This window comes from Paenibacillus sp. R-74696, assembly GCF_055814915.1.
This window is the reverse complement of the sequence record NZ_JBPULM010000025.1, coordinates 97327-110496: the sequence shown is the minus strand read 5'-3', so window position 1 is coordinate 110496 and position 13170 is coordinate 97327. Positions and strand designations below refer to the sequence as shown.

Annotated in this window: 11 protein-coding genes and 1 riboswitch; all 11 genes read left to right on the top strand. The window is 50.4% G+C overall.

Annotated features, from left to right (window positions below):
- Positions 1–119: 119 nt before the first annotated feature.
- The 11 genes from ACSR9A_RS07910 to purF all read left to right on the top strand — a co-directional run bounded on the left by ACSR9A_RS07910 (position 120) and on the right by purF (position 13170).
- Complete coding sequence (locus ACSR9A_RS07910; protein ID WP_473756536.1) at positions 120–560, top strand: hypothetical protein; 441 nt, start codon at positions 120–122, stop codon at positions 558–560.
- Between the two features lie 242 nt (positions 561–802).
- Positions 803–3004, top strand: a complete 2202-nt coding sequence (locus ACSR9A_RS07905; RefSeq protein WP_473756535.1) for an HNH endonuclease signature motif containing protein — start codon at positions 803–805, stop codon at positions 3002–3004.
- Positions 3005–3025: 21 nt separating this feature from the next.
- Entirely contained in the window at positions 3026–3499 is a 474-nt protein-coding gene (locus tag ACSR9A_RS07900; RefSeq protein ID WP_341281086.1) for an SMI1/KNR4 family protein, read from the top strand.
- Positions 3500–3903: 404 nt separating this feature from the next.
- A riboswitch (purine riboswitch) is annotated at positions 3904–4003 on the top strand.
- 496 nt (positions 4004–4499) lie between these two features.
- A complete protein-coding gene (gene purE / locus ACSR9A_RS07895; protein WP_341281087.1) occupies positions 4500–4985 on the top strand; it encodes a 5-(carboxyamino)imidazole ribonucleotide mutase in 486 nt (161 codons plus the stop codon).
- On the top strand, positions 4985–6169 hold the full coding sequence (purK, locus tag ACSR9A_RS07890) for a 5-(carboxyamino)imidazole ribonucleotide synthase (RefSeq protein ID WP_473756803.1): 1185 nt from the start codon (positions 4985–4987) through the stop codon (positions 6167–6169). The genes purE and purK overlap by 1 nt, the downstream gene beginning before the upstream one ends.
- A gap of 4 nt (positions 6170–6173) precedes the next feature.
- Positions 6174–7469, top strand: coding sequence for an adenylosuccinate lyase (purB, locus tag ACSR9A_RS07885; protein ID WP_341281089.1), 1296 nt, complete (start codon positions 6174–6176; stop codon positions 7467–7469).
- Between the two features lie 16 nt (positions 7470–7485).
- Positions 7486–8385, top strand: coding sequence for a phosphoribosylaminoimidazolesuccinocarboxamide synthase (locus ACSR9A_RS07880; RefSeq protein ID WP_341281090.1), 900 nt, complete (start codon positions 7486–7488; stop codon positions 8383–8385).
- A 159-nt stretch (positions 8386–8544) separates the two neighbouring features.
- The gene (gene purS, locus ACSR9A_RS07875; RefSeq protein WP_046231574.1) at positions 8545–8787 is read left to right on the top strand and encodes a phosphoribosylformylglycinamidine synthase subunit PurS; all 243 of its coding nucleotides are present in this window, start codon (positions 8545–8547) and stop codon (positions 8785–8787) included.
- A gap of 3 nt (positions 8788–8790) precedes the next feature.
- Positions 8791–9486, top strand: a complete 696-nt coding sequence (gene purQ, locus ACSR9A_RS07870; RefSeq protein ID WP_473756534.1) for a phosphoribosylformylglycinamidine synthase subunit PurQ — start codon at positions 8791–8793, stop codon at positions 9484–9486.
- Positions 9464–11707: a phosphoribosylformylglycinamidine synthase subunit PurL gene (gene purL, locus ACSR9A_RS07865; RefSeq protein ID WP_341281091.1), complete on the top strand. Its 2244-nt coding sequence runs from the start codon at positions 9464–9466 to the stop codon at positions 11705–11707. The genes purQ and purL overlap by 23 nt, the downstream gene beginning before the upstream one ends.
- Positions 11692–13170 carry an amidophosphoribosyltransferase gene (gene purF / locus ACSR9A_RS07860; RefSeq protein ID WP_341281092.1) on the top strand — a complete coding sequence of 493 codons (1479 nt, stop codon included), beginning with the start codon at positions 11692–11694 and terminating at the stop codon, positions 13168–13170. Before purL ends, purF begins: the two co-directional genes overlap by 16 nt.

Below are 13170 nucleotides of genomic sequence, written 5' to 3'. Positions count from 1 at the left end.
ACCCACAAACTTAAGTCAGCTATGGTTCAATAGGGCATGCCGGAAAAAGATTTGATGGTATAGGCTCATTTTTTATTTTGTATGGGACCATTTCATTAAAGCTTGTAAGGAGTGGTTTTATGAGTAAGATGGTCATATTACGAAATTATTCGGAATGCAAAAAATACACAATTTGGATTGGGGAGGGCTATAAAATTGTAGAAAAAGATACAGTTGATAGACAAGAGCAGGGGATTTCAGGACTAACGGAAGATGAAGTTATGGTTGGAGTGTTTGTGAAAAATGATGATGCATTTTTTTTAATGGATAATAAAGAATATAAAATTTGTAAAAGTGATTTCGAATGTTCAAATAACTATATTGATAAAAAAACGAGGAAGTTTAAGTTTATAAACCACAGTGATTTGATTTGTGAAATTATTTATGAACCATATATTGATCCAGGAATGGTGATGTATGATTCTGATCCGGAGGAGTTTGATTTTTTGCTTTTTTTAAGTAACAACATTTTGCAAAGTAAAGAGGCTCTTACTAATTTCGTATTTGCAAGAAGTAAATGAAGATTGTTTTGCTCAAGTAAAGCGGGATTTTAATTTAGGAGAGTCAACTCACTTGCTAATATGCATTGTTACGATGCGACACAAGCGAATATGCAGGAGATCAAAGGATAGTCGACGAGCAGCGAGAGTAATAGTGCCATAAGTGCCAGTATGGAGATTTCGCAATGTTTGAATCAAGCTTCTCGGTGCGCAATGACTTCCAAGGAGCGGGGAGATAGGACGGGGAAGCGAGGAGGAGTAAAGTGGTAAATAAGCAGGTTGTATTTAAACCGGATGAAGTGAGGCGCCTGCAGCAGCAGATGGTGCGAATCGGAGCAGACACAGATGAACTGCGGCGAAGGGTGAGCGGGAAGATCGCGAGCTGGGATCGCCCCTTGCCGGTGCTGGGTAATCTGGAGCGAATTCAGAGACAACTGACGAGTTTGACGCAGGAAGCGGAGCAGATGACGGAAGTGATCAGCAAAGCGCTGAAGGGCATCGAGCGGGTACAGGCGGAAGCAGCGCAGGAAGCGAAACAACTGGCGAAGGGGCTCAGCGGACTGGAGCGTTTTGATCTGTTGAAGCGGGTAGGGACGACAGGTGGTGGCAGCTATACGCCCGTGCCGGTCACCTTCCGCCCGATGGTGACGAATCTGATCGACCGTATATTGCCGCAGGCCAGCCGGGACCGCTGGTCGAGCGATCCGTTGGTGAAGGAGCTGAAGCGGGTCGCAGGCCTACAAGGCGCGACTGCGGCGGAGAAGCTGGATGCGGAAATGAAGCTGGAGGCGATCTTCGCCGAACGTGATCTGATCGCGAAGGCGCAAACGGCGTATGCGGTGTACAAGCAGTTTGGCAATCATCTGCTAATGGCGGAGATGCATAAACAGGCGGAGATTAGCCGAGAGAAGCTGAAGGCGCTTGGCATAGCAGAAAGTTATTTTGCTCCAAACGTGAATATGACGAGTTATTTCAAGCAGGTGCCGCTGCTGGCGTGTGACTATGACCCATCGTTTGCGCTGGAAGGGGATTTGACGACGCGGATACCGCTACCAGACAACGCTCGCTATTTGTTTATGGTGATGATGGCGCAAACACAGGGTCCAATGGGAGAACTGGCGAGGGTGCAATTGAAGGAAATTCATGCGCTGCAGCAAACGATTCGAACCGCTGCGGGCGGATTAGTAACGGATGTACAGCAGGGTCAAGTGAAAAGCGGGCTGCTGAACGTGCTGACGATTTTGCAGAGCATGCAGGCATTAAGTAAGTATGATCCACCGCCAAAAGAAGTGATCGTCGAGGAAAAACCGGGCATGCTGGAGAAGTTTGGGCAGGATGCGAAACAGACACTTGAACTCAACTGGAACGTGTTGAAAAACCAAGCGGCAGTGGAATGGGCTGCGATCAAAAAATTAGGTAATAGCATTGCCGAAATCGGACAGGATTTATACAATGCCCATGCGGATAGAGCAGCGAAGAGCAACGACTCGGTCTATGATTTTTTTAACAACGCGACGATGGGCTTGATCAGTGTACCCGGAGCGCTATGGGAGGAACATGTTGATCGAACGGAGAATCGGAATGAGTCGGTGTCTGCGTATTTGGATTATTTGAGCTTGGGCCTAACCGGGATGGTGCAGGGAGCATTTGCCCCAGAAGATCCGAATTCCAAGGAGCATGTGCAGGATGTAATCGGAGTGCTCGGCTTATTGTTCTCGGTTAAGATAAAGGGGCCAGGAGGAATAGAACCGACGGTTCCGAAAAGTCCAGAGGTAAAACCGGAGGGTGCAGGAAGTGGCCGAGGACTAGAATTTGGCAATCAGCTTGTGACCCCTGATGGGATACAATTTATGGACTCTTTTCCCAACAACAAGCCGCCTATTGAAGTCCCAAAAACAGAAGTGCAGAAGCGATATTTGGAAGAAATGGATCGACTGAAGCGAGAGGCTGAGGGGACGGGGCATATTGGCAATACAGTCAATCATAAAAATATAGATGATTTTATTAATGGCATTAAGAAATTTGATGAGGTCATTGAAGACTATGCCAAAATCTACAAAGAATGCATTGACTCCAATAAGCCTTGGTCTTGGGATGATACCATCCCAAATGGAGATAGCTTATCTGCTTCTCAAAAAAGAAAAATAAAGGAATTGGCAGTGTCAAAAGGCCTTATACCTGATATTAAAGTAAATAAAGTAGATGGAATGAGATATGGATTTGCTGATTTTGCAGGAGCAGGTGTTGTTGAAAAAACAGTCCATCTGCCAGAAAGTTTTTGGAAGCTATCTGACAAAGAGCAGTTTAAGTGGCTAGATGAGCAGATAGGTGGTACAAAAAAAGGGATGACTTGGCATCACACGGAAGTACCTGGTAAAATGGAGCTGGTTCCATTTGGTATTCACAATATTATACCTCATAATGGTGGAAGAACAGCAGGCATGTGGGCAGATGCCCCAAGGTAAATAAAGTCGGGAGGTATAGGTATGGAATTTAAGGATGGGTTTATCATTTATCCATTGCCAGATAATACTTTACTAGCTGAAAAAGAGCGTAAATGGAGAATTGAATTACCAGAAGCATACAAACAATTTATTTCGAAATATAATGGTTCTTCTCCAATAAAAGATAGCTTTGTATGTAATGGTCATAGTTATACGATTGATAGGTTTTTATGCATACTAAAGGTAACCGGGGATAGAGATGATGAGTTTTATGATATTGGTGTAGTTAGAACCCAGTTGGATGAACGAATTGTTTCAGATGAGGATTTAGTAGGTACCGAGTTGTTGCCGATTGCGGTTTTATTTGCAGGTGATTTTGTATGTTTAGACTATCGTGATAATGCTAAGGAGCCTTCTGTATGTGTTTGGAATCATGAAGAATCAGCAGACTTAGAACCGGTCACATATTTTACTAGTGCGAGTTTCGAAGAGTTTCTAGCAATGTTAACTGAATAAAATATAGCATCACTTTATAAATTAAAAAACAGGTTGAATTTGGTCAGGTATTGCTTGCCATGTTTGATCTGTTTTTTGGTTCTCTATAAGGGGACGGGTAAAGGTAGCTCTATTTCCTCCGCTTCCTTTTTCATAAATGAATGAAATTTACATTCGTACTGTGTTATTCTGCGGAGGCCTTGGAAACCCTCTCGACAAATAAGCAGGGCCCTGCGAATATTCCTCCCATAAATCCACTTCACTTATAGCTGTCTGCGCGTAATCCCGAGTAGATTCCTGTCATATTATGATATTTTACCTGCCAAAAACGAACTTTAATAAAAGCTACTCTTTTCAACGTTCGTATTTTGTTGACAGCCCCGTGGGGATTAGATAAACTGGAAGAGGTCAGTAGCGGAGCAATCCGTTTATTATAGTGTTGGTCTCGTATAATCTCGGGAATTGGCCCGAAAGTATCTACCCGAAAACCACAATTTTCGGACTACGAGCAAGCTTGAAGCTGGTATGCTTGAGCTGCCTTTTTTGAACAAGAAGCAAGTATAAGTAGTATAAGTTTTACACTTATATTCGGCGTCTGGTTCTCCGCGAGACGAAGCTTGCCGTTCAAGGACGGCGATAGCCGTTTCACCTTAAAATATAGGCAAGGATATCATTTCGTTATCCTTTCTCTATATTTCTCGGAATGAAACGCGCCGCGCCGCCAAGGATGGCGTCTGTCGTTTCACCTTAGGGCAGCCTTGTGCTACTTTGTGCCTTGTTTTTTGCAAGGTTGCGGAAGTGGCGGCTTACTTCAGGCATAAAGAGCGCCAAGCGGTTCCCGGAAGTCGGGAGGCTGCGCTGTGCGCTCGGCTCGGGTCCCGCAGCATACGTATGATTAATACTCTTACGGTAGCTGTCGGGATTTTTCTGTTGAAATCGGGCAGTTTAGAGGGTAAGGAAAGCGTCAAGCTACGGTTTTATATGGTTTACCTATTATATAGATGAAAGAAGGTTTGAACGCATGTCTGCGAAGGTAGGCGTCATCATGGGCAGCAAGTCGGATTGGGATACAATGAAACTGGCTTGCGATGTGCTGGAAGAGCTCCAAATTCCTTATGAGAAAAAGGTTGTGTCGGCGCACAGAACGCCCGATTTAATGTTTGAATATGCGGAAACGGCAGTGGAGCGCGGACTTAAGGTCATTATCGCGGGGGCTGGCGGAGCTGCACATCTTCCCGGCATGGTCGCCGCCAAAACGGTGCTGCCGGTTATTGGCGTTCCTGTCAAATCTTCGAATCTCAGCGGTCTCGACTCGCTGCTATCTATCGTGCAAATGCCGGGCGGCATTCCGGTAGCTACAGTAGCAATCGGAAATGCTGGCGGCACGAATGCTGGACTGCTGGCCGCACAGATGCTGGGCGCGTTCGATCCGGACATTCAGGCACGCGTGATCGCACGGCGCGAGCGCGTCAAGCAGGAAGTGCTCGAAAGCAGTGAGACGCTATGATGGTCGAAGCGGACAAGCAGCGGCCGGATAACATCCGCACGCTGCTGCCAGGCAGCACAATCGGCGTACTCGGCGGCGGGCAATTGGGCCGGATGATGGCGCTCGCAGGCAGCACGATGGGCTACAAATTCGTCGCGCTTGATCCAGCGGTGGATTCGCCTTGCGGACAAGTCGCAGATCAAGTGGTCGGCGCCTATGACAATCATGAGGCAGCGCGCGAGCTGGCGCAGCGTTCAGATGTCATTACGTATGAGTTTGAAAATGTGAATGCTGAAGTTGCCGCGATGCTGATGAAGGAATCTTACGTGCCGCAAGGCAGCAAGCTGCTTTATACGACGCAGCATCGGCTGCGGGAGAAGCGGGCGATTGAGGCGGCTGGCGTGAAGGTTGCGCCTTACAGCGAAATTCGCAGCAGCGAAGAGCTTCATATAGAAGCTGAACGTTTAGGCCTGCCGTGCGTATTAAAAACAGCGACTGGCGGCTACGACGGCAAAGGGCAATGGGTCATCCGCGCCGCGGAGGAGATCGACGAGGCGTATGAAACGCTGAGCCGGGCTAAAACCGAGCTTGTGCTGGAGAAATTCATCTCCTTTGAAAAAGAGCTGTCGGTCATTGCGGCGCGCAGCCCGCAGGGCGAGGTCAAAGCATTCCCAGCGGCGGAAAATATCCATATCGACAATATTCTTCATTTGTCGATTGTGCCGGCCCGGATCGAAGAAGGCATTCAGCGCCGAGCCGAGCAGCTGGCGATGCAAATCGCCGAAGGGCTGGGCGCGGTCGGATTGATTGCCGTTGAGCTGTTTTTGACGGCTGACGGAGTGCTGTATGTGAATGAGCTGGCACCAAGGCCGCATAACAGCGGGCATTACACGATGGAAGCGGCACATACGTCGCAGTTCGAGCAGCATGTGCGGGCGGTATGCAATTTGCCGCTTGGCCGTACGGACCTGCTGACGCCAGTCGTGATGGTGAATGTGCTCGGCCAGCATGTAGAGCCGGTCATTCAGCGTTTTGGAACCCGGGATGAAGCGGCAGTGCGCCTCGGCGTAACACCGAAGCTGCATCTGTACGGCAAGAAGGACGCCGTTCACAAAAGAAAAATGGGCCACATTAACGTGCTTGCTCCCGATGTGGAAGCAGCGCTGCAATGGATAGATGAAACAACAATTTGGAAGGTGGAGTAGCTACATGTTAGAGCGTTACAGCAGACCGGAAATGAGAGCGATTTGGACCGAGGAGAATAAGTTCCAAGCATGGCTGGAGGTTGAGCTTTGCGCATGCGAGGCTTGGTCGGAGCTGGGCATTATTCCGAAGGAAGACGTAGAAGAGCTTCGTAAAAACGCCAGCTTCAACATCGACCGCATTTATGAAATCGAGCAGGATACACGCCATGACGTTATCGCCTTTACGCGCGCTGTATCCGAGACGGTTGGCCCTGAGCGCAAATGGGTGCACTACGGCCTGACATCGACGGATGTTGTAGATACGGCAACAGGCTACCTGCTGCTGCAAGCCAATGCGATTTTGCAAAAGGATATTGAGCGTTTCATCTCGATTTTGCGCGAGAAAGCGATTCAGTATAAAGATACGCCGATGATGGGACGTACGCATGGCGTTCATGCTGAACCAACTACTTTCGGCCTCAAAATGGCACTGTGGCATGAAGAGATGAAGCGCAACCTGGAGCGTTTCCTGCATGCAGCTGACGGCGTGCAATACGGCAAAATTTCCGGTGCTGTCGGCACTTACGCGAACATCGACCCATTCGTAGAAGAATTCGTCTGCAACAAGCTCGGCACGAAAGCTGCGCCAATCTCGACGCAAACGCTGCAGCGTGACCGCCATGCTGAATACATGGGCACACTGGCACTCGTTGCTTCGTCGCTGGACAAGTTCGCTACGGAAATCCGCGCTTTGCAGAAGAGCGAATTCCGCGAGGTGGAAGAGCCTTTCGCTAAAGGTCAAAAAGGTTCATCGGCTATGCCGCACAAACGCAACCCAATCGGCTGCGAGAACATTTCAGGTCTGTCACGCGTCATTCGTGGACATATGCTGACGGCTTATGAGAACATTCCGCTGTGGCATGAGCGCGATATTAGCCACTCGTCCGCAGAGCGCGTCATTTTGCCAGATGCAACGATGCTGCTGAACTACATGCTGAACCGTCTGGGCAACATCATTAATAATCTGCAAGTATTCCCTGAAAATATGAAGCGCAACATGCAGCGTACGTTCGGCGTGCCGTTCTCCGGCCGCGTCATGACGAAGCTGATCGACAAAGGCTTCAGCCGCGAGCAGGCTTATGACACTGTTCAGCCGCGCGCCATGCAGGCTTGGGAAGAGCAGCGCCAATTCCGCGACATTATCGAATCGACGAAGGAAATTACCGAGCTTCTGTCGACGGAAGACATCGACGATTGCTTTAACCCAACATGGCATTTGAAGCATGTGGATACGATTTTCACCCGTCTTGGATTGAACTAAGGAGGCTTACTGGCAAATGACTGCATCATCTCAAAGCTTGTCTACTGCTGCTCCATATGTAAAAGCGCCCCTTCTATACAAGGGGAAGGTTAGAGAGCTTTATGATCTGGGCGAGCATTTTCTCATCGTTGTAACGGATCGCATCTCGGCGTTCGATTATGTGCTTGATCCGGCTGTGCCAGAGAAGGGCAATGTGCTCAACCGCCTGTCGGCGTTCTGGTTTGAGCAGACGGCTTCGATCCAGACGAACCACGTCGTGCATACCGATGTGGACAAGCTGGGCGAGCTCATTACCGAGCCTGAGCTGCTGCGGAACCGAATTATGGTGACTCTTAAAGCAGAGCGTATTGACATTGAATGCGTCGTGCGCGGCTATATCACAGGCGGCGGCTGGAGACAATATCAGCAGACGTCAGCGATCAATGGCATTGAGCTTCCGGCAGGCCTGCGAAAAAATGAACGTTTTCCGCAGCCGATCTTTACGCCAGCGGCGAAAAACGACGTCGGCCATGACGAGGATATTCCATTCGAGCGGATGCAGGAGCTGGTTGGCGCTGAGCTTTCCGAGGAGCTGCGCGACCGCAGCATCAAGCTTTATGAGTTCGCTCACGCTTATTGCGCCGAGCGCGGCATCATTCTCGCCGATTGCAAATTTGAATTTGGCCTGATTGACGGTAAGGTTATTCTCATTGACGAGATTTTCACGCCGGATTCCTCGCGTTTCTGGGCAGAGGGCAATTTCGCCTATGACATTGAGATCGACAGCATGGACAAGGAGCCGGTGCGCACCTATTTGCTCGGCTCAGATTGGGACAAAAACAGCAAGCCGGACCCGCTGCCAGAAGCGGTTGTTGCAGAGACTACGAAGCGGTATCAGGATATTTACCGCCGCTTGACCGGCTCGGAAAGCTACTAGCTATTTCGTGCACTTAGAGATATAGATCAACGATTCATGCAAAACGATAAAAGCAAAGCGATTTTGCTGGAGGGAGCCTGTGGGGTGCTCGCCTAAAGCAGAAGAAAAGCGAAGCAGCGTTAACGCTACAATATTATTTTCATTATCAGGAGGCCAACAATGAAAGCAACCGTCTACGTAACAATCAAGGAAAATGTACTTGATCCGCAAGGAACAGCTGTACAAGGAGCTTTGCACTCGATGGGCTTTGCCGAAGTGGAAAAGGTTCGGATCGGCAAATATTTGGAGCTTGAGCTGGGCGATATTGACCGCAGCGAGGCAGAGAAGCGCATCAAGGAAATGTGCGAGAAGCTGCTTGCGAACACGGTCGTAGAAGATTACCGTTTTGAGCTGGAGGGATAGGCGATGAAGTTTGCGGTTCTGGTTTTTCCAGGTTCCAACTGTGATATTGATTGTTACAAGGCGGTAGAGGAAGCGATTGGCCAAAAGGTAGAGTATGTATGGCATACATCGACGGATCTTTCCGGCTATGACGCGATTTTGGTGCCAGGAGGCTTCTCCTATGGCGATTACCTGCGCTGCGGCGCGATTTCCCGTTTCGCTCCTGTTATGAATGAAGTGAAGAAAGCAGCGGAGGAAGGCAAGTTCATTCTCGGCATTTGCAACGGGTTCCAAATTCTTACGGAAGCAGGCCTGCTGCCAGGCGCTTTGATTCGCAACAGCGGCCTCAAATTCCGCTGCCATCAGACACCGCTGGAGGTCGTGAACAACGGCAATCCGTTCACGAACCAGTATGCGGAAGGCGATATTATCAACATTCCGATCGCCCATGGCGAAGGCAACTACTATTGCGACGACGCGACGCTGGCACAGCTGGAAGCGAACAATCAAATTATTTTCCGCTATGCGGGCGACACCAATCCGAACGGATCGGTATCGAACATCGCGGGCGTGAGCAACGAGCGTGGCAACGTAGTCGGTATGATGCCGCATCCAGAGCGTGCAATTAACCAATTGTTCGGCTCAGAGGACGGCAAAAAAATGTTTACATCGATTTTGAATGCATGGAGGGAACAGCATGGCGCAGCAGTTAACAGCTAAGGAACCGACAGCGGAACAAATCGCGGATCAGCGGATTTATACGCAGTTCGGCGTAACGGATTATGAATATGAGCTGATTTGCGGATTTCTTGGCCGTCAGCCAAACTATACGGAGATTGGCGTATTCAGCGTCATGTGGTCGGAGCATTGCTCTTACAAAAACTCTAAGCCGATTTTGAAAAAATTTCCGATCACTGGACCTAAAGTTCTAATGGGACCAGGCGAAGGCGCAGGTATCGTTGATATTGGCGACAATCAAGCGGTCGTATTCAAAATCGAATCGCATAACCATCCCTCCGCGGTTGAGCCTTACCAAGGCGCAGCTACAGGTGTAGGCGGTATTATCCGCGATATTTTCTCGATGGGCGCACGTCCGGTTGCTTTGATGAACAGCTTGCGCTTTGGCCGTCTTGAAAATGATCGCGTTAAATATTTGTTCGAAAATGTTGTCAGCGGTATCGCTGGCTACGGCAACTGTATCGGCATCCCGACTGTCGGTGGTGAAGTCATGTTCGACGAGAGCTACGAGGGCAATCCGCTCGTTAACGCGATGTGCGTGGGCCTTATCGATCATGATAAAATCCAGCGCGGTGTCGCTAAAGGCGTAGGCAACCCGGTATTTTACGTCGGTCCGGCAACTGGTCGCGACGGCATCCACGGTGCAACCTTCGCTTCGGTCGAGCTGTCCGAGGAATCCGAAGAGAAGCGTACGGCGGTTCAAGTCGGCGATCCATTCATGGAGAAGCTGGTTATGGAAGCAACGCTTGAGCTGATCGATTCCGGAATCGTGCTTGGTATTCAAGATATGGGCGCAGCTGGCCTAACTTGCTCCAGCGCCGAGATGGCTTCGAAAGCCGGCAACGGTCTCGAGCTGTACCTCGATGAAGTGCCGCAGCGCGAAACAGGCATGACGCCTTACGAAATGATGCTGTCTGAATCGCAAGAGCGCATGCTCTTCGTTGTAGAGCCGCAGCATGAAGCGCAGGCGAAAGAAATTTTCGAGCGTTGGGGCATCATTTGCGCCAAAGTCGGCAAAGTAACGGATGACGGACGTCTCCGCTTGTTCCACCAAGGCGAGCAAGTGGCCGATATGCCGGTAACAGCACTTGTTGACGAGTGTCCGGTTTATGACAAGCCTTCGCAGGAGCCAGCGTATTACAGTGCGAATGCGGCAATCGACACTACGGCTTATCCGGAAGTAACGGATTTGACGGCTGCGCTTGAGAAAGTGCTCGCTTCGCCAACAGTGGCCAGCAAAGAGTGGGTTTACAATCAATACGACTACATGGTGCGTACGTCGACAGCGGTACAACCGGGTTCGGACGCAGCAGTCGTTACAATTAACGGTACACGCAAGGCACTCGCGATGACAACCGACTGCAACAGCCGTTATGTATATCTTGATCCAGAAGTGGGCGGACGCATTGCCGTAGCGGAAGCTGCGCGCAACATCGTTTGTTCCGGCGCAGAGCCGCTGGCCATTACGGACAACCTGAACTTCGGCAGCCCAGAGAAGCCGGATGTATTCTGGCAGATTGAGAAATCGGCAGACGGTATGTCCGAGGCTTGCCGCGTACTGGAAACGCCAGTTATCGGCGGCAACGTCAGCTTGTACAATGAAAATGCAAAAGGCGCGATTTACCCGACGCCGGTTATCGGCATGGTAGGTCTCGTTCATGATATCGATCATATTACGACGCAAGGCTTCAAAAACGAAGGCGACGTCATCATTCTCGTCGGCGAAACGAAAGCCGAAATGGGCGGAAGCGAGCTGCAATACGTGCTGCAAGGCGTGAACGAAGGCCGTCCTCCGGTTATTGATCTAGCTGTTGAGAAAAAGATGCTCGGCGCTGTGCTGAGCGCGATTCAAAGCGGCCTGGTCGCTTCGGCGCATGACTTGTCCGAAGGCGGTATTGCGGTTGCACTGGCAGAATCCTGCATAAGCGGCAAGCTTGGTGCAGAAGTTAATGTAAATACAGAGCTGCGCGCTGATCATGCATTGTTCAGCGAATCGCAATCGCGTATTTTGCTGTCGGCGAAGCCGGAGCAAGCAGCAGCGCTGCAAGCATTGCTGGCTGAGCAAGGCGTTGCCCATGCGGCAATTGGTTCGGTTAAAGGAGCTGCTCTTTCGATCAGCATCAATGGCAAATCCGGCATTCAGGCGCCGGTACAACAACTGGAGAAGGTCTGGAAGGATGCGATTCCATGTCTGATGAAATAAAGCAGCCTAAGCTTTGGTCAGGCGATTATTATAATCAAGGCGGCGGTCGGGAGGATTTCTTCGACAAGCTGCGCGAGGAATGCGGCGTGTTCGGCGTCTTCAATCATGCAGACGCAGCATCGCTTTCCTACTATGGCCTTCATGCGTTGCAGCATCGCGGCGAGGAATCTGCGGGCATTTGCACCGTCGACACGACGGACCGCAATCGTTTCAGCTATCACCGCGGCATGGGACTCGTCAAGGAAGTATTCGACAAGGAGCGCCTAGCGGGGCTCCCTGGCGATCGCTCTATCGGCCATGTGCGTTATTCGACAGCAGGAGAGAGCAAGCTGGCAAATGCGCAGCCGCTGATCTTCCGCTATCGGGATGGCGATCTTGCGGTAGCGACGAACGGCAATATCGTAAATGCGCCGGAAATCCGCAAGGAGCTGGAGAACCTGGGCTCTATTTTCCAGACGACGAGTGATACCGAGGTTATTGCGCATTTGATCGCCCGTTCGCCGAAGGATTTTGTGACGGCAGCGAAAGAAGCGCTTCAGCGTATCGTTGGAGGCTTCGCTTTCCTGATTATGACAAACGACAAGCTGCTGGTCGCTTCTGATCCGAACGGACTTCGTCCGCTCGTGGTGGGCCGCATCGGCGAGGGCTATGTTTTTTCTTCCGAGTCGTGCGCGTTTGAATCGATTGGTGCCCAGTATTTGCGTGACGTTCAGCCAGGCGAGCTGCTTATTTTTGATCAGGATGGCATGAAAGAGGATCGTTATGCGGAAGTGACGCGCCGGGCGACCTGCGCGATGGAATACATTTATTTTGCCCGTCCCGACAGTGACATTCATGAGATCAACATTCATTCCGCGCGCAAGCGGATGGGCAAGCAGCTCGCGATGGAATCGTTCGTCGATGCTGATATCGTAACGGGTGTGCCGGACTCCAGTATATCTGCGGCAATCGGTTATGCGGAGCAGACGGGTATTCCTTATGAGCTTGGACTTATCAAAAATAAATACACCGGCCGTACGTTCATCCAGCCTTCACAGGAGCTGCGTGAGCAGGGCGTGAAGATGAAGCTGTCCGCCGTGCGCAAAGTCGTAGAAGGCAAACGGGTCGTCATGATTGACGACTCGATCGTTCGCGGCACAACGTCGCGCCGGATCGTCAATATGCTGCGTGAAGCGGGAGCAACGGAAGTGCACGTGCGGATTACATCGCCGCCTTTCAAAAACCCTTGCTACTACGGCATTGATACGCCGAGCCGCGATGAGCTTATTGCATCTTCCCGCACGGTGCAGGAAATTTGCGAGCTGATCAATGCGGATTCGCTGACCTTCCTTAGCGACAGCGGCTTTATTGATTCGGTTGGCGGCAATGACGGCGCTTATAACCGGGGCATGTGCCTCGGCTGCTTTGATAATGATTACCCGACGCCTGTTGATGAGGAATCGGACAAAAGCTGCAGTTGCTAG